The organism is Spirosoma jeollabukense, from assembly GCF_054777855.1.
Genome location: NZ_BAAHAD010000009.1, coordinates 120772 through 136845, shown reverse-complemented (window position 1 = coordinate 136845; position 16074 = coordinate 120772). Strand labels below are relative to the sequence as shown.

Sequence of the window (16074 nt, the reverse complement as noted above, 5' to 3'; positions counted from 1 at the left end):
AGCATGACAATAAAAATAAAGTCGGGAACGTGATCCCGACTTTATTTTTGCTTCTGAGCATGACATTCACTGCACAGGGCCAATTGCTGTCGGATTCGCTAACAACTTATTTACACGGTTTGCCAGCGAGTGCGCGAGTGAGTCTAGCGGTTAAATCGCTCGCTGACAACAACGTAGCATTCAGGCACCGCGCCGACGAGCGCGTTCCATCGGCCAGTGTTATTAAACTGCCCATTATGCTCGAAGCGATGGAACGGGTAAAGGCAGGAACGCTGAATCTGGATAAAATTTACGTCCTGAAAGCTTCCGACAAAGTTGGTGGCTCAGGCAAACTGCAAAACTATCCAGACCAAAGCCGTATGAGCTACCACGAGTTGCTTCGGCTGATGATGGTTGAAAGCGACAATACCGCTACGAATATTTTCATCAAGCTCTTGGGGCAAGGCGCCATCAATCAACGAATACGAACAATCGGGTTGAAACAAAGTCAGCTTAACCGGATCATGATGGATACGCTGGCTGCCCGGGAAGGCCGCGAGAACTACGTTACCGCGCAGGAGATGAGCACACTCGTGGAAAAGATTTATCGAAATCAGGTGGCTACGCCTAAACTCTGCCTGGAAATGATTGACGTTCTGAAACAGGTGCCTGGTTCGCTGACCATCTCCCGGCTATTGCCCAAAGGAACGGTAGTGGCCCATAAAACCGGTACGTTAACATACGTTCGGGGCGATGTCGGGATTGTGTACGCAAAAGAACCGTTTCTGTTATCAGTTTTTGTCGAGGGCGTTCCAACTCCCGAAGCCGAGCGCATTATTGGCGAACTGTCGTTGATCTGTTATACCCATTTTTCTCACTGATGACTACGTTCGCGGATAAAGCCATTGCCTATTACAACCACCTCTCCGCTCCAACTACGCTACCGCCAGGTGTTGACGTTATAAATCCATATCAACAGCCGGACGTTACGCGAATTGTTCAGGAATTTTACACGAAGTTTTTTAGCGATACCAACCCTCGGGTGTTCATGCTGGGTATCAATCCGGGGCGTTTTGGCGCGGGCGTAACGGGTATTTCATTCACGACACCCCAGAATCTGCGTCGGTATTGCGGCATTGAAAACGACCTGCGCGATACGCCCGAATTATCGAGTCGGTTTATCTATCAGGTTGTCGATGCATTTGGTGGCGCTCAGGAATTTTATAAGCAGTTTTTCCTGACGTCTCTGTTTCCGCTGGCGTTAACCAAAGAGGGAAAAAACTACAATTTCTACGACGACCGTATTACAACCGAAGCGCTTTGGTCGGCTATCACCAACACCGTTCGAACGCAACTCGACTTTGGCGCAAGTCGACACGTAGCGGTTTGCCTGGGCCGCAAGAATGAAACGTACCTCCGCCGACTAAATGATCAGCAGGGATTTTTCAAGCGAATTGTTACGCTCGATCACCCGCGTTATATTCTGCAATATCGAAGCCGAGACCTGAATAGCTATCTTGATCTGTACATCAGAACATTAGCCGATTGTCTTCCTTCGTGATTCAGTAACTTGTAAAAAGCCGTGTCACCGTTCTGAACGGTGACACGGCTTTTTACAAGTTACTGAATCTATTATACCCGTTTGAATTCAATGGTTGTGGTGAGTGTATCTTTCACTCCATCGTTATCAAGGTCTTCCTGTTCCTGCATACTCCACGTCATCGTGGTACTAGTAACAGTCAGGTCATAGGTCTCTGGGCCATCATCATCGGTAATGGTTAATTTATTGCCAGTAACTTTCCAGGTAGAATTATTGGCTGCGGGATTGTAGTCATCCGCTCCATCCGATTTGCACAAAGGCGAAGGTGTTCCGGTTATTTTAGCATTGCTGTTAAACGTAATTTTCGTATCTGTCAGACAGGCAACAATATTGGCTCCATCCGCTCCACCATTCGTTTTTATGTAATCCAGATAATCGACCGTTTTGCTACCTGCCGTTATCTTCATGCCCGAGATTTTCCAGTTACCCTCAACAGAATTTGGCGCGGGGTTTATGGTTTCATTACCATCTTTCTTACAGCTTCCGAACCAAAGTGGCATTGCTACAACCATTCCCCAGGCTAGTAAACGTCCTGCATTCATCGTTTTCATTTTAGTATTTGTTTGAGTTGTTTTGATTACGATGCAAATCTATCAGGGCATTCGGGCATCAGTAGGGCAGAGTTGTGCAGGCAGTCATTTTTGGTGGATGAATTGAATGTAATACCGTTTGGACTGATAGACGACCGTAGCCAAAATGAGTAAAAACTACGTAGCACCGTTTTCGAATACTGACTCCTGAAGGTTTGGGCACGAACAGAGCTTACTGTTTCAAAAGACAGCCACGACAAAAACGCAAAAGACCTAAAATCCTATCTGAAGAAAGCGGCTGGCGAAACCCCGCTATATTGATGACATAACAGCTTAGCCGTTCACTTTAGCAGTTATAAGGAAAAGGGATGTGATGAACGGCGTTTAACTAAACCAACAACTGTATAAATTTACAGGCAGAATGCCCCATTGTTGTCTAACCCTCCAACTCCCTTATATGCTTATAACCACTACGTCCAATATTGAAGGTAAACGGATCGCCAATTATGTTGGTCTGGTCAACGGTGAGGCCATTATTGGGGCCAACCTGGTTAAAGATTTCTTCACCACGATTCGTGATGTAGTTGGCGGGCATTCGGGCGCTTATGTACAGGCGCTGCGTGAAGCCAAAAGTATCGCCCTCAAAGAAATGATTGATCAGGCCACCCGGCTGGGTGCCAATGCCGTTATTGGCGTCGATTTAGACTACCAAACCATTGGTACGAATGGAGCTATGCTGATGGTGAGTGCCAACGGCACCGCGGTGATCATGGAATGAAGCTCGTCTGAGGAACATCCTTATTTCTAGAATTATAGGTATTACCGAATTCGCTGTCATTCCTGTAGTTTACTGTTATTACCCACAGGTCCACCCACTCATGAAACAAATCGTTACTGCCTTCTTGGTCTTTCTGTCCTTTTCGCTTTATAGCCAGCCTATTGTCTATGTAACGACCATCGGAGCCGATAACTAGTCCGGTTCATCGTGGAGCAATGCATTACCAGGCAATCAACTCCAGAGTAAGCTAGTATCGTCCGCTTCGGGAACGCAATTCTGGCTAGCTGGCGGGGCATATAATCCAGGAATATCACGTACTGCTACGTTCCAGATTCCATCAGGTGTAGCAATGTATCAAATTCACCTAATCTTGTCTACGGCACGGTTGCCTCACTAGCCCCGGGCGAGGCCAGAACAATTACTTACCAATTGCAACCGAGCCAGCCAGGTCAGTATATCAATGCCGTTCAAATCACGGCCAGCAACCAGCCCGACCCCGACAGTCAGCCTAATTCTGGTACTGGCGATGGTCAGGACGACGCAGCCCAGGTAGATTTGCGCACGCTTCCCGATAACAGTGCCGTGTATATATCTCCTAATCCTAACCAGCTTCCACTACCACCCGTTGTCTCGAATCAGCCCCCAGCCGACCCGGCCAAAGCTGACTTAAGTTTAGCCATGATCGTCTCTACGCTAACCCCAAAAGTAGGTGACGTAGTGGCAGGAACGCTCCGTGTCGATAACGCGGGAGGTATGACGGCAACAGGCGTGGAAATTAAGCTTACTCTTCTAAATGGCCTGTCATTTGTTTCTGGTAACGGATTCAGCGCGTCTGGGCAAGCCATCATAGGTAGCTTAAGCTCAGTTAGCTCCGGCGCGTCAGCTAACCTGACGGCATTCGTACGAGTCGATACGGATAATCCGGCTATCCTAACCGCTGAAATCTCAGCTAGTAATCAACTGGATCCTGATAGTCAACCTAATTCTGGGGTTGCTGATGGTCAGGACGACACCGCTACTACAAACCTGCGAATTAATCAATAATAAAACGCATGTAGTAGAGATAACAACGTATCAACCTACTATGGGGCCTTCTGGCCCTTTTTTCATGCTGATTCGTTTTCTCGCTGCTTCATAAAAACGACTAACCGTTTGACAAACGAATCGATGCGTACCGATTAACCAGACTTTAATGAGGGATTTGCAACAGGTTGTTTGCTCGATACGTATTTCTCATCAAACTAGTTTTATTCGAGCATGAACGTAGTGATAATCGGCGGCTGCCATGTAGGCAATTATGGCGTTCAGTCACACCTGGGCTTTGTTCAGCAGTGGGCGACCCATCTGAAAATAAGTACTCATGAAGCGGTCCAGATTAATTGCCTGAGTATGGTCAAGCTCGAGCACATGCCCAGCCTGATAAGCCAATATCACGCTGAGTTAATGGATGCTAACCTGATTATCTTGCAATTGGGTCACTATGAATTATCATGGCGGAAGCGGTTCAGCGAGCTTTTTCAGGCAGAATCGGGTGAGTGTGTCACCAATAAAACATACTCACCAACGTTGCCAAAATCGTTAGCCACGGCAACTTTTTCACATAAACCTACTCAAACCTCACAGGGGGATCAACTTAAAAATGGGATCAAGATAGCTATTTTGAACACCTATCACCAGTTGAACGGAGAGATCCCCTTTCTGAATCAGTTCAGAAATAAATTCACTAAAGTGTTTACATTGTTGAGTGCTTATCAGGACAAACTAGTTGTGTTAACGCCATTTCCTACGTTAAATAAGCTCGATCAATGGCTGCGCAAAAAAAGCAACTCGTTCATCATCGAATCGGCGCTAGGCGCAGGTCTTAACGTTGCCGATACGTTCAATGCAGTGCCACGGCAGAAAGCTTATTTTTTGGCCGACGGTGTGCACCTTAACAGCCTTGGACACATGGTAATAGCCCTGTTTTTGAGCGAGTTACCATTAATAACGTATCATGTTGCTGAACAACCGGCCTGGAACGTCTGACTGCTGATTAGTTTTAGTAGCCTTTGTGAGCCAGTAAAAAAGGGAGCACTTTATCAGCGACTCCCTTTTTCTGCACTACTAATTACTAGTGAACCTTAGTTCTAGTACCGATCATCATCGTCGTCCTCTTCTTCCTCTTCCCCAAATTTAGTACCGGGGTTAAACATAGAACCGAGGAGATCTTTGAACGACAGGCCTGTATCCATTGCTTTTTTCCCAACCAGTGAATGTTCGGCCAAACCGTGCAAGGCGAATTCCATCATGAAAAGCTTTTCGGACTTGCTCAGGCGCGGATGATAGAAATCCACTACGTCGTCGAGACCATCGATCGTACGCAGTCGGGCTTCGTAATCGCGGTTGGTCAGATCGTTCAGAATTTCCATCGTGTTGTTATCACCAAACCAATCCGTAATTTTCTTGTACGGATTGCCACGCTTGTCTTTTTTAGCTTTTTCGGGATTCGGGAAATAGGCTAAAAACTGGTTCCGGATGGCCTTACCGATCAGATTCTGCGCGACAATAACCGGACCTTCCACTTCGCCTTCATACACCAGTTCGACTTTACCGCAGATGGCGGGCACGACGCCGTAGAGATCAGCGATGCGAACGTAGGTTTCTTTTTCGCCGTTGATCAACGCCCGGCGTTCGGCCGAGGAGAGCAGGTTTTCGTAAGCTGAAATGGTCATTCGAGCAGAAACACCACTTTTCGAATCGACGTACTCGCTTTCGCGGGCTTCAATTGCCACTTGTTCAATAAGATCAGCAATAAGATCATTGGTTTTCACCATGCCTTTCTGTTCCGTTTTGATAATGGCTTCCTGCATGGTGATCTTCTTCCCGATCTCAATAGATTTCGGATAGTGCGTCACGATCTGGGAGTCAATACGGTCTTTCAGCGGTGTTACAATACTGCCACGGTTGGTGTAATCTTCCGGGTTGGCCGTAAAAACAAACTGAATGTCGAGCGGCAACCGAAGTTTGAACCCCCGAATCTGAATGTCGCCTTCCTGCAAGATATTAAACAGCGATACTTGAATACGTGCCTGTAAATCAGGCAGTTCATTAATAACGAAGATACACCGGTGCGAACGGGGAATCAGGCCAAAGTGAATTGTCCGCTCGTCAGAATACGGTAATCTAAGCGTAGCCGCTTTGATTGGATCTACGTCGCCGATAAGGTCAGCGACTGATACGTCGGGCGTGGCGAGTTTTTCGGTGTAGCGATCGTCACGATGCATCCACGAGATCGGTGTTTGATCGCCTTTTTCAGCGATTAAATCCAGCGCAAAACGGGAAAGGGGTTCCAATGGGTCGTCGTTCAGTTCAGACCCAGCCACCACCGGAATATACTCATCTAATAAATTGATCATCAGACGCGCAATTCGGGTTTTGGCCTGCCCACGAAGTCCCAGCAGGTTGATGTGGTGCATCGACAGGATGGCCCGTTCAACATCGGGGATAACTGTATCTTCATATCCCCAGATACCCGGAAAAACAACCTCTTTTTCTTTAATCCGGTCAATCAAATTATCCCGCAATTCCTGTTTAATTGAGCGGGGTTCATACCCGGCGGCTTTAAGTGCGCCAAGCGTAGTGATAGACAATAATTTTGATGCTTTCAGGCTGCGGTAGTTCATCCTTAGTTAATGAATAATGAGCAATGTATAATGAACCGCATGGGCGGCCCCAAATGAAACGTGAACAATCAGGAATGCACAGGAATTAAGCGAAAGGCCTCACAAAAGGTAACCGGGTCACCTTTATTAATTACATACCTATTCTGCATTATACATTCTTTATTCTATACTATTCCTAACAGGCATTCAAACGAAATGGTTTTTGGATGACGAAATTGACTAATTTTACTCATTATGCACCGGAGGCAAGTTGCCGTTGCTACTTATGAAACCAATTATATCGCTTTTATTCCTCTTTAGTTTCGTCTTTGGTTTATCCGGCTGCCGCCTGAAAAATAACCCGCCAGAACTGATTGGTTTGTCGGTTAAACAGGCTTCTGTTGGCAAGGAAATTGTCCTGACAGGGTATCAATTCGGTTCCGATCCGGTGGTGATATTTGGTATAGGTGCATCGGCCACAACGGCTCCCATCACCAGCCACGACGATAAAACCATCAACCTAAAAGTACCTTACGTATCACCCGGAATCACGCAGATTCGCGTCCAGACAGATCAGGGAACGTCTGACCCATTACCGTTTACTGTTCAGCAGCCGAGCCCTGAGGTCACGTCAATTACCCCAACCAATGGGTTACCCGGCACACCTGTTGTCATATCGGGCGACTTTCTCAACCAGATCAAAACGATAAAATTCAACGATGTCGACGCGGTTTTGAAAGACAGTTCTGCCAAAAAAATTACAGTGCTTGTCCCCCAAAATTTACCGCGTGGTCCTGTATTTCTAACCATTAACACCAAAGGCGGTTTGTCATCTAATGATTTTATTGTCGCCGGAACGCCCCAAATCACAAGCGTAAGTCCTTTGCAGACAAAGCCAGGGGCAGAGTTAGTCATTAAGGGGGTGAACTTGTTGGATAGTGATATACGCATCAGCGGGAAATATCCCAACCCGTCATTAACTAAAGTAACAGATACAGAGATTCGTACTATCGTTCCGCAGGATGCCACATCTGGCCTGGTGACCGTCAAGGTTTTCGATAAACTGATGGCAACCAGCACCGACACAGTACATATTTTTCAACAACCTTATATCACACACCTGCAAGCACAGGACGGTGTTGCGGGCGAGAAATTAATTGTAGAAGGCCGCGAGTTCCTACCCATAACGAGTGTATTAGTCGGAAACGTGCCAGCGTCATTCCGGATACTGAGTGACGTAAAACTCGAAGTCACGCTACCTGCGCTACCAGCTTCGGGGTCAGTGTTTGTTTCAGCTACCAGCATCGGTGGAACCGCTACGTCGCTGGAATCTTTATTCTTTTTCCTGCCTCCCTCTTCCCTTGTTTTTACGCCAGCCAGACAATTAAGAGGGCTGCAAGTTGCCATATCGGGTAAAAATCTTTACCGCATCACCGACGTCCGTGTCAATGGGACAGTAGCGAACATTTTCGGTCGAACAGAAGGCACTGACCTTCTGATTCACGTACCTGCCAACGGCATCACCGGCCCTATTGTCGTCACCAGCCGAGCGGGTTCAGCAACCACCGTAACGCCTTTGGTTGTGGTTCAGAAAGCGGTCGTTACTGATTTTCTTCCGGCCAGAGCAGCCCCCGGCACACGCGTCGTTATCCGGGGCGATTTTCTGCTGAACGCTCAGATTCTTTTTGCCGGGTCCGTCACAGCCGCTGTCGACGATGGTAAAAATACGGATACCGAGCGCTGGGTGCTGGTACCCGCCGACGCGCAAACCGGGCCTATTCGAGTGACCAATGCAACCAACGAGACGACCGTAACGACTACTACGTTCACGATCATACCGAATTAGTACTACGTAATACTGGGTTGAAACCCGGTGCAATGTAGAAAATGATCACTGCGCCGGGTTTCAACCCAGTATTGTGTGAATCATTGAGAGCCTAAATTTCTTTCAATTGCCTTACTAACACTTCGTTGATTCGGACGTAGCTTTCATGCGTCCAGCCCGCAATGTGTGGCGTCAATACGACCCGCTCCGACTGGCGGAGGTAATCGAAAGAAGCCTGCTGATCGGACGTGAGTTTAGCTAATTTTTCATTTTCCAGTACGTCCAGACAAGCCCCGCGTATTTTGCCACTCTCCAAACCCCGAATAACGGCCGACAGCGATGTAATTTCACCACGAGCCGCGCTGATGAGATAAAAGGGCTTATTAAATCGTTCTACAAACGCATCATTAATCATTATGCGCGTATCGTCGGTTAGCGGGACATGTAAACTCAGAACGTCGGCCTCGTCCATAATCTGATCCATTGTGGCTTCTTCGGCAAAGCTATCGCCGTAGTTGATCAGGAATTTATCGTAAGTCAATACCCGACATCCGAACCCACTCAATCGCCGGGCTGTAGCGTGCCCGTTATTCCCGTAGCCAACAAGGCCAACTGTCAGACTGCCAAGTTCATAGCCCCGATTCCCTTCGCGATCCCAGATGCCCTGACGGACTTCCCGATCCGCTTTTAGAATATTCGCCAGCAGGCCCAGCAGCATACCCACTACGTGTTCGGCCACCGCATCGCGGTTTCCTTCGCCAGCATGAAATACACGTATCCCTCGCCGTTCAGCGGCCTCCAGATCAATTAAATCCAGACCGGCTCCAGCCCGGCCAACAAACCGTAGATTAGGTGCCTGACGTAGTACTTCCTCATCGACCGTAGTTTTGCTTCGGATAATGAGTCCGTCAAAAGGAGCCAGTTGTTCCAGCAACTCGGCCCGCGTGATTTTTGGAAGATATGTGTACCTAAAACCAGCCGTATCGAGCATGGCAAAAAGAGACGGGTGCATTTCGTCGGCAATGAGAATAGAAGGCTGGTTCTGGGACATCCGTAGTGTTTTCGTAACTTGCGACTATATCAGTGAAAAGTGAAGCATAAAACGTGAAAAATAAACAGGTCTAGTAAACTTACTTGTTAGTTGTTCGTCACGTTTTACACGTCATTCTACACAATTTCAAACTTTTGGCGAAACTACAAAAAGTGCATGGAACAACGCCAACCTGAGGAGCCGAACCCACAACGCAATGTGCCAGCAAGCGGCTCAAAGCCTGATGCTCGGCCAGGTAACATACAGGCCCCAGAAACGCAGCCACCGACAAAACAACCGTCTGCGAATCAGCCTGCTGGCAATCGGCAGGAAGCTGCTCAGCCGGAAAATCGCAATAATGGCAGTGAGTCAGGCCAGAGCGGACAAAAGCAACGGGAAAATCGACAGCCGAATGGCCGGAATGACGAGCAGCGACAAAAAAACCAGCGGGACAAACAGCCCAACAACGGCCAGCGGCCCAACGAAGCCCGTCAGCGGGATAATTCCCAGCAAGACCGGGATCGTACGCCTACCCGCAATTCGTCACGCGAACAAATTTCGACGGCATCAGGCCTGCGCGATACCGGCATTCAGGACGCTACTGACGGGGCAAACCGAAACGTCGTTCCAGAACTACGTGACGATCGACTCGTAATCGGCATTTCGCTCGGCGATTACAACGGTATTGGCCCCGAGGTCATCCTGAAAGCGTTGCAGTACAATCGGTTACAGAAAATTTGCACGCCGGTGATTTACGGTTCCATGCGGATTTTGAACCGGTACCGTAATCTGCTCAACCTGAAAGACTGGAACCTGAATGGTGCTCAAACGATTGGTCAGATCAGCCATAAATTGACGAATGTCATTACGTGCTGGCCTGATCAGAATCAGGAGATTCAACCGGGGCAGGTAACCGCTGAAGCCGGGCAGGCTGCGCTGGCTTGTTTACAGCGGGCAGTCGATGATCTCAAAGATGGCAAAATTGATGCCCTCGTCACGGCGCCCATCAACAAATACAACATCCAGTCGGAGGAATTCAAATTTCCCGGTCATACAGAATATTTAGCGCAGGAATTTGGCGTTCAGGACAATCTGATGTTTCTGGTTAGCCAAACCTTGCGTGTGGGGGTTGTCACGGGACACGTACCACTGGGGCGCGTTCGCCAGAACGTTACTCGGGAACGCATCCTGCAGAAGATAGCCCTGATGATGCAATCGCTAAAACAGGATTTCGGCATCGAACGGCCAAAAATCGCCGTACTGGGCTTAAATCCGCATGCGGGCGAAGAAGGGTTGCTGGGCAATGAAGAACAGGACATCATTAAACCTCTCCTCGATGAACTACGCAACAAAGGTCAGTTGGTCTTTGGCCCCTACCCCGCCGATGGTTTCTTCGGGACCAGGGCTTATACAAAATTCGACGCCGTGCTAGCCATGTATCATGATCAGGGACTGATTCCTTTCAAAGCCATTGCCTTTGAGGAAGGCGTCAATTTCACAGCCGGTATGCCCGCCGTACGAACGTCACCCGACCACGGTACGGCCTACGATATTGCAGGAAAAGATCTGGCGGATGAAACGTCCATGCTACAAGCCATTTACACAGCCATCGACGTAGCACGTAGCCGAAAAGAATATTTAGAACTGGAAGCAGGAGCACTTAAATAGTTTTCAGTTGACCGTTTTCAGTTGACTGGCGCAAGGATAGCTGACGCGCCAGCCAACTGAAAACAGTAAACCGAAAACGGTAAACTATAAACTATGTTAAAATCAATGACTGGCTTCGGCAATGCAACAGTAGAGGCCGATGGCTTGTCTGTAACAGCTGAAATTAAAACCCTGAACTCTAAGTTCTTAGATATTTATTGCCGCCTTCCGCGTCAATTTTCTGATAAAGAAATCGAACTACGGGCTTTACTGACCCAACGGCTGGAGCGTGGCAAAGTAGAACTGTCGCTGAACCTCGCCCGCACGAACGCCGTGCGGCCGGGTGTAACCATTAACCGGCCACTGGTGATGGGTTACGTGAGTGACATAAAAGAAACCGCGAACACCATGCTCATGAGCATCCCGGACAGCGACGTGCTGCAAATGGCGCTGCAACAGCCTAATGCGTACCTCACCGAATCGGCCGATCCAACGGCTGGCGTATCGGACTGGGTAACGGTGCAGCAAGCCGTGCAGGAAGCCCTGCATCGGTGCGACGAATTTCGTCGGCAGGATGGGGCTGTGCTGGAAAGCAAGTTTCAGGAATATATCCAGATCATTACCGACCGGCTGGCCGACATCGAAGAGCAGGACGTTCGGCGAATCCCGGCCGTGCGCGATCGTATGCGCAATTCCGTGAAGGAACTACTGGACAGCGAAACCTTCGACCACAACCGCTTCGAGCAGGAGTTGATGTACTACGTTGAAAAGTTCGATATTTCAGAAGAAAAAGCCCGGCTCAAAAACCACCTTAGCTATTTTCTGGAAGTGCTGGCAACAGAAGAAGCGAACGGCAAGAAATTGAACTTCATCTCGCAGGAAATTGGCCGGGAAATCAATACGATCGGCTCAAAAGCCAATGACTCCTCCATCCAACGGTTTGTCGTGCAAATGAAAGATGAACTGGAGAAGATTAAGGAACAGACAATGAACGTGATTTAGGGCGCGACAGGCAGCAGGTATACGTCGTTGGTTGGCCCTACGGGTTGAACAAATTTTCCGTTAAACGTTACACCCGACGTGTAGGTCCACGTATCGCATTCCGTTGATCGCTGGAATGGATACAGACGTAGTGTACCAACTGGTTTTTTATCCAGAAAGAGCTCATAAGACGCCGAATCAACCAGTGCACTGCGGTACAATATATCCGTACTCACTAATAAGGGCAAAGTAGCATACTTACTGTTATTAACGCTCAGCGTACCCGACAGGCGTAGTGTATCTTTAACAGATCGGCCCAGATATTTGTACAATGCCGTCACGCTAAGTGAGTTATTCTCCGTCACCAGGGGTGCATTCGACTGATCAACTAGGGTAAAATACAAAGCTGGCTGTACAACCCGATGGCATTTTTTCTCGCAGCTGGTGAAACTGGCTGCCAGACACAAAACAATCAGCCCCGCATAGTAGGTTTTCATAAACTACCTATTTGAGTTAAAACGTATCTATCGTCGGTGTTATTGAGCAACCAGAACCAATTTTATTGACCCTCAACGCTATGAAATCTGTTCGCTTTTCCGAGGCTTTTTATCAACAGCACGATACATTGAGACTGGCCCAACTACTGCTTGGCTGCGAACTGGTTCATGACTCGCCGGAAGGCACAACGGCGGGAATTATTGTCGAGACAGAAGGGTACCTTACCGATGATCCGGCCTGCCATGCCTACCGTCGGCAGACCACGCGGAACGCGGCTATGTTCGGGCCAGCCGGAACACTCTATGTATATCAGATTTACAATCATTACAACTGCATCAACGTAGTGACAGGGCCGGAAGGCGTGGGCGAAGCTATCCTGATTCGCGCCCTCGAACCGACGGAAGGCCTCGATTTGATGGGGATGCGACGTAATGAAGCCTTTAAAACGGGTTTTGAACGGTACCGAAATAATACCATTGATCCAGAAACAGCCGACGGTCAGCGAAATCTGGCGAATGGTCCCGGCAAACTGACAATTGCCATGGGCATCAGCCGAACGGAGCATAATGCGTCATCGCTGATCAGCGGAGAGATTTATATTCGTGGCCCGGTACTCCACGATTTCGACATGGTGACGACAACCCGCATCGGCCTGACGCACGGGGCGGACTTACCGTATCGGTATTATGTGAAAGGCAATAAATACGTTAGTAAAAAGTAATGTCTTCACACATGTTCTATGGATAACCGCTCTACACCAGCGGCTACTAACGCTTCCAGCTGGCTCTCCGTCGCGCCGTCGGCCACGATCTTAACACCCACCGAAGTTGGTACGTATCGGCGAAATTGCAAAGCGTCATCCAGCGCAAAAGCAGGCATTGGTAAGCCGTATTGACGAGCACCTGTAGAATTTTTGATAAAATCTGCACCCGCATCGGCCGAGATTTTAATCATGCTCTGAAGCTGTTCCTGATTGAGCAAGGCCGTTTCCAGAATTACCGTAAAAAACTTCTCCTGCGCGTGAGTCAGCGCGACCAGTTTAGCGAGTTCAATCTTTAGCCAGACCGATGTAGGCGAGAACAGCGCTGACGTATTCAACACAACCTCAATCTCACTGGCACCATCTTTCAGCGCCCATTCGATTTCAGTTTGTTTAGCTTCAGTACGTTGATAACCATACGGATAACCGACAACGGTAGATAATATAGCCGGGTGATAATCACCCAGTTCGCGCCGGAATTTCTTTACCCAAAAGGGAGCCACTGTCAATCCGACAAACCCGAGCTGCATCACTTCATCGAGCGCATTATACTGCTCGTTGATCGTTATATCCGGACGTAGCAGCGTCCGCTCGATGTACGGGAAGAGATGATTCATGTTTGGTAAATACTAAAAAGCGAAAGAGTGAATGAACGAAAAGGGTTTACCCCAGCTATTCGCTCATTCACTCTTTCGCACGTTTACTCTTTGCTATTTATGAATTAAAGTATTTCAACTTCACGACTTCTTTCGGGTCGAGGAAGCGCCACTTACCGCGAGGTAGTTCTTTCTTGGTCAGCCCAGCATACGTAGTACGATCAAGTTTGGTTACCTCGTAGCCCAAACTCTCGAACATGCGACGCACAATGCGATTGCGCCCCGAGTGAATTTCGATACCAACCACATAGGCATCGGGTGTGACAATACTTAGTGCATCAGGCTTTATGGGACCATCTTCGAGTTCAATACCTTTTTTGAGGGCCTCAAAATGCTCGTCTGTAATGGGCTTATCCAGCTCAACCTGGTAGATTTTACGAATATTATTCGAAGGGTGCGTTAGCTTATCAGCCAGTTCACCATCGTTGGTAACCAGTAGCAATCCAGTTGTATTACGGTCCAGACGACCTACTGGATACATCCGGAAGTTACCCGCATCGGCCACTAACTCCATAACGGTTTTGCGCTCTTCCGGATCTTCAGTTGTGGTGATATAATCCTTCGGCTTATTCAATAGAACATAGACGAAACGCTCTGGATTAAGGACTTTCGTACCATATTTGACCGTGTCGCCTTCCTTCACTTTGTAACCCATTTCGGTTACAACTTTACCGTTCACAAAAATATCGCCCTGAGCAATCAGCTCGTCGGCTTCCCGACGCGAGCACACGCCCGAATTAGCGATATACCGGTTTAGGCGCGTCGTACCATCATTCGCCGATTCCCGCTTAGGCTTTTCCGAACGAGATTCATTAGTACGCCCCCGTTCAGCTGGCGTATTGTCGCGGCTTTCCAGATTATAATTTGGCGCTTTTACGAAGTTTCCAGTGCGTCGATCCCCGGACTCTTTGCGTTGTTTTCCCGAAAAACGGGACTCCCCATTTTTGCGGTCTTCATCGCGATCATTACGGCGACCGCTTGGGGCGTCGGAACGGCGGTTGTTACGTTCGTCGGCATCACGGCTGAAACCACCTACGCGTTTGAAGGGTAATTTCTCCGGGCCACCGTTAGGGCTACGCGAGTAGCGGGACGGCGGGACATCTTTCCGGGTAGTACGTGGTCGACGGGCATCGCCATCGGCTGAACGCTCAGGCCGGTTAGCGCTACGGGGAAAACTTGGCCGGGAAGCAGAATCTCCCGATCCAGCCGTTCGATCATCGCGGTTATTTCGGTCGTTACCAAAGCGATCTGTAGTACGGTCCGTACGTTCAGTGCTACGTCCAAAACGTGGCGCTTCGTCTGACCGGCGGTCGTTACCACGATCAAAGGAAGGCCGACGAGATTCTGGTTTAGCCGACCGCTCTTCTCTATCAAAACGGGGGCGAGGTTTGTCGTCACTTCGGCTATCGCGCCGATCGCTGTCAAAGCGAGGTTTAGCCGCTCCTGCATCCCGGTCGCGGGATTGATTATCTCGGTTAAAAGCAGGCCGGTCGTTTTTATCACGACTAAACCGTGATGAAGGGCCCGGACGTGATCCGGTATTGCGTGGTCCCGATCCGGCGCGCCGGTCGTCGGAATTACCCCAATTTCTATCACTCTCGGCACGAGGGCCTATTGGCCGTGATGGACGACTTGAGGTACCATTATCACGATTTCGATCAAAACTCGGGCGGTCGTTACCGCGAGATTCAGGTCGATCGGTACGTTCCCGATTAAAACGGGGTTTGTCTCCTCCGTTATTGTTACTTCGTGGACCACCACCCCGTTCGAAACGGGGTGGTCCTGATGGACGAGAGGAACGGCTGGACGAATCAGAACCACTACGTCCTGCTCCGGCACTTCGGCCGTCCTTGTCATTGCTGCGATTGAAACGTGGGGCGTCATCACGACGGCCAAATGAACGACGCTCACCGTCACGGCTCGCTCCGGCGTCCCGGTCGTTCTTATCTGAATCCTGATTCATGGAAAAATACAGTAAATCTTACTTTGTATTCGAAAAATAGCGCTGATTATCAGCACACTTATTGAAGCAACTATAAAATGGGATGCAAAGGTAGGGCTTTTAAACACATCCACACCATACCCATTTTTACCTGAACGCTTTTTAGCTAAAAAACAATCCACAGACCTAAGAAGTCGTTAACAGGTA

At 48.8% G+C, this 16074-nt stretch carries 15 protein-coding genes; 9 read left to right on the top strand and 6 right to left on the bottom strand.

Annotation, left to right across the window (positions count from 1 at the left end):
• The first annotated feature begins 59 nt into the window (after window positions 1-59).
• On the top strand, window positions 60-860 hold the full coding sequence (locus tag ACYVEA_RS26075; RefSeq protein ID WP_461116365.1) for a serine hydrolase: 801 nt from the start codon (window positions 60-62) through the stop codon (window positions 858-860).
• A complete protein-coding gene (locus tag ACYVEA_RS26070) occupies window positions 860-1540 on the top strand; it encodes a uracil-DNA glycosylase family protein (protein ID WP_461116364.1) in 681 nt (226 codons plus the stop codon). Before ACYVEA_RS26075 ends, ACYVEA_RS26070 begins: the two co-directional genes overlap by 1 nt.
• Before the next feature lie 71 nt (window positions 1541-1611).
• On the opposite strand, the gene ACYVEA_RS26065 is transcribed toward ACYVEA_RS26070, so the two are convergent.
• Window positions 1612-2130, bottom strand: a complete 519-nt coding sequence (locus ACYVEA_RS26065; protein ID WP_461116363.1) for a lipocalin-like domain-containing protein — start codon at window positions 2128-2130, stop codon at window positions 1612-1614.
• 436 nt (window positions 2131-2566) lie between these two features.
• Between ACYVEA_RS26065 and ACYVEA_RS26060 the strand changes: the two genes are divergently transcribed.
• The 3 genes from ACYVEA_RS26060 to ACYVEA_RS26050 all read left to right on the top strand — a co-directional run bounded on the left by ACYVEA_RS26060 (window position 2567) and on the right by ACYVEA_RS26050 (window position 4912).
• The gene (locus tag ACYVEA_RS26060) at window positions 2567-2887 is read left to right on the top strand and encodes a heavy metal-binding domain-containing protein (RefSeq protein WP_461116362.1); all 321 of its coding nucleotides are present in this window, start codon (window positions 2567-2569) and stop codon (window positions 2885-2887) included.
• Window positions 2888-3316: 429 nt separating this feature from the next.
• Entirely contained in the window at window positions 3317-3931 is a 615-nt protein-coding gene (locus ACYVEA_RS26055) for a hypothetical protein (protein WP_461116361.1), read from the top strand.
• A gap of 213 nt (window positions 3932-4144) precedes the next feature.
• Window positions 4145-4912 (top strand): hypothetical protein, encoded by a 768-nt coding sequence (locus tag ACYVEA_RS26050; RefSeq protein ID WP_461116360.1) that lies wholly within the window; start codon window positions 4145-4147, stop codon window positions 4910-4912.
• A 101-nt stretch (window positions 4913-5013) separates the two neighbouring features.
• Here the strand turns inward: ACYVEA_RS26050 and ACYVEA_RS26045 are convergent, their stop codons facing one another.
• Window positions 5014-6549, bottom strand: a complete 1536-nt coding sequence (locus ACYVEA_RS26045) for a P-loop NTPase family protein (RefSeq protein WP_461116359.1) — start codon at window positions 6547-6549, stop codon at window positions 5014-5016.
• Window positions 6550-6814: 265 nt separating this feature from the next.
• On the opposite strand from ACYVEA_RS26045, the gene ACYVEA_RS26040 reads away from it, so the two are divergent.
• Entirely contained in the window at window positions 6815-8374 is a 1560-nt protein-coding gene (locus tag ACYVEA_RS26040) for an IPT/TIG domain-containing protein (protein ID WP_461116358.1), read from the top strand.
• Window positions 8375-8465: 91 nt separating this feature from the next.
• On the opposite strand, the gene ACYVEA_RS26035 is transcribed toward ACYVEA_RS26040, so the two are convergent.
• Window positions 8466-9404, bottom strand: coding sequence for an NAD(P)-dependent oxidoreductase (locus ACYVEA_RS26035; RefSeq protein ID WP_461116357.1), 939 nt, complete (start codon window positions 9402-9404; stop codon window positions 8466-8468).
• A 156-nt stretch (window positions 9405-9560) separates the two neighbouring features.
• Between ACYVEA_RS26035 and pdxA the strand changes: the two genes are divergently transcribed.
• On the top strand, window positions 9561-11051 hold the full coding sequence (gene pdxA, locus ACYVEA_RS26030) for a 4-hydroxythreonine-4-phosphate dehydrogenase PdxA (RefSeq protein ID WP_461116356.1): 1491 nt from the start codon (window positions 9561-9563) through the stop codon (window positions 11049-11051).
• 93 nt (window positions 11052-11144) lie between these two features.
• Window positions 11145-12032: a YicC/YloC family endoribonuclease gene (locus tag ACYVEA_RS26025; protein ID WP_461116355.1), complete on the top strand. Its 888-nt coding sequence runs from the start codon at window positions 11145-11147 to the stop codon at window positions 12030-12032.
• Here the strand turns inward: ACYVEA_RS26025 and ACYVEA_RS26020 are convergent.
• Complete coding sequence (locus ACYVEA_RS26020; protein WP_461116354.1) at window positions 12029-12508, bottom strand: hypothetical protein; 480 nt, start codon at window positions 12506-12508, stop codon at window positions 12029-12031. The two genes, ACYVEA_RS26025 and ACYVEA_RS26020, sit on opposite strands and share 4 nt — an antisense overlap.
• Before the next feature lie 80 nt (window positions 12509-12588).
• Here ACYVEA_RS26020 and ACYVEA_RS26015 point away from each other — a divergent pair, with 80 nt between their 5' ends.
• Window positions 12589-13230 (top strand): DNA-3-methyladenine glycosylase, encoded by a 642-nt coding sequence (locus tag ACYVEA_RS26015; RefSeq protein ID WP_461116353.1) that lies wholly within the window; start codon window positions 12589-12591, stop codon window positions 13228-13230.
• A gap of 5 nt (window positions 13231-13235) precedes the next feature.
• Here the strand turns inward: ACYVEA_RS26015 and ACYVEA_RS26010 are convergent, their stop codons facing one another.
• Window positions 13236-13886 (bottom strand): deoxyribose-phosphate aldolase, encoded by a 651-nt coding sequence (locus tag ACYVEA_RS26010; RefSeq protein ID WP_461116352.1) that lies wholly within the window; start codon window positions 13884-13886, stop codon window positions 13236-13238.
• A 97-nt stretch (window positions 13887-13983) separates the two neighbouring features.
• Window positions 13984-15888 (bottom strand): pseudouridine synthase, encoded by a 1905-nt coding sequence (locus ACYVEA_RS26005; protein ID WP_461116351.1) that lies wholly within the window; start codon window positions 15886-15888, stop codon window positions 13984-13986.
• Between the last annotated feature and the right edge of the window lie 186 nt (window positions 15889-16074).

Excerpts from the sequence above, each read along its gene's own strand:
- ACYVEA_RS26020 (WP_461116354.1), bottom strand. The coding sequence starts at position 12,508 with ATGAAAACCTACTATGCGGGGCTGATTGTTTTGTGTCTGGCAGCCAGT.
- ACYVEA_RS26045 (WP_461116359.1), bottom strand. The coding sequence starts at position 6,549 with ATGAACTACCGCAGCCTGAAAGCATCAAAATTATTGTCTATCACTACG.
- ACYVEA_RS26025 (WP_461116355.1), top strand. The coding sequence starts at position 11,145 with ATGTTAAAATCAATGACTGGCTTCGGCAATGCAACAGTAGAGGCCGAT.
- ACYVEA_RS26015 (WP_461116353.1), top strand. The coding sequence starts at position 12,589 with ATGAAATCTGTTCGCTTTTCCGAGGCTTTTTATCAACAGCACGATACA.
- ACYVEA_RS26050 (WP_461116360.1), top strand. The coding sequence starts at position 4,145 with ATGAACGTAGTGATAATCGGCGGCTGCCATGTAGGCAATTATGGCGTT.
- ACYVEA_RS26040 (WP_461116358.1), top strand. The coding sequence starts at position 6,815 with ATGAAACCAATTATATCGCTTTTATTCCTCTTTAGTTTCGTCTTTGGT.
- ACYVEA_RS26075 (WP_461116365.1), top strand. The coding sequence starts at position 60 with ATGACATTCACTGCACAGGGCCAATTGCTGTCGGATTCGCTAACAACT.
- ACYVEA_RS26060 (WP_461116362.1), top strand. The coding sequence starts at position 2,567 with ATGCTTATAACCACTACGTCCAATATTGAAGGTAAACGGATCGCCAAT.
- pdxA (WP_461116356.1), top strand. The coding sequence starts at position 9,561 with ATGGAACAACGCCAACCTGAGGAGCCGAACCCACAACGCAATGTGCCA.
- ACYVEA_RS26010 (WP_461116352.1), bottom strand. The coding sequence starts at position 13,886 with ATGAATCATCTCTTCCCGTACATCGAGCGGACGCTGCTACGTCCGGAT.
- ACYVEA_RS26070 (WP_461116364.1), top strand. The coding sequence starts at position 860 with ATGACTACGTTCGCGGATAAAGCCATTGCCTATTACAACCACCTCTCC.
- ACYVEA_RS26005 (WP_461116351.1), bottom strand. The coding sequence starts at position 15,888 with ATGAATCAGGATTCAGATAAGAACGACCGGGACGCCGGAGCGAGCCGT.
- ACYVEA_RS26035 (WP_461116357.1), bottom strand. The coding sequence starts at position 9,404 with ATGTCCCAGAACCAGCCTTCTATTCTCATTGCCGACGAAATGCACCCG.
- ACYVEA_RS26065 (WP_461116363.1), bottom strand. The coding sequence starts at position 2,130 with ATGAAAACGATGAATGCAGGACGTTTACTAGCCTGGGGAATGGTTGTA.